This window comes from Pseudomonas corni (assembly GCF_057128765.1).
This window is the reverse complement of the sequence record NZ_JBSKHW010000044.1, coordinates 1-597: the sequence shown is the minus strand read 5'-3', so window position 1 is coordinate 597 and position 597 is coordinate 1. Positions and strand designations below refer to the sequence as shown.

The window sequence follows — 597 nt, the reverse complement described above, 5'->3', positions numbered from 1 at the left end:
CGCGTAACTGGCCAGGACCTCGCGAGTTTCATCGATGTACACCCGTTCGATCTGCTCGACCCGCCGCGGCCAGCGCACTGAATACACCAGCAGCAGGCGCACGATGTTGTAGGTGTCGCGCACATGGATCAGACGCCCAAGGTCGTCGTAATCCAGATAGATCCGGTTGTCGTTGCGATCGCCCAGCTCGGTCAGGCGCAATAACCCAGCATCGGTCGCAACCGGTTCAAACAGGCGATAACGCCCGTCCTCGCTCTCGATCAGCAACTGGCCGTTGTCGTGTCGGCGTACCGCCAGGCCTTCCCCGACGCTGTACACCGCGCCGCCCGAGGGAATGCTGCCCATGTCGATGACGCGCGCCTGCTCATCGGTGTAGATCAGCCGCTCGCCACCCTCGGGGTGCGGCTCAATGCGCACGCTGACTTCGTACGCCACGCTCCAGCCCGTGCCAAACAGGCTGTCGGTTCGGGCGTCGCGGCTGTTGTAAAAACGCTGCCACTCGACCGGCAGAATCCCGGCAATGAAAAAATCCAGTTCCTCGACATCGCCCAGCACCTTGGCGCCGGTGGCGGCATGCACCGGATTGGGTGATCCCGA

The 597-nt window shown here is 63.0% G+C and carries 1 protein-coding gene; it reads right to left on the bottom strand.

Going from position 1 to position 597, the window contains the following annotated elements; all coding sequences use genetic code 11:
• A partial coding sequence (locus tag ACWKV9_RS27690) for a DUF6531 domain-containing protein (protein WP_483839296.1) occupies positions 1-597 on the bottom strand: 597 nt, incomplete at both ends.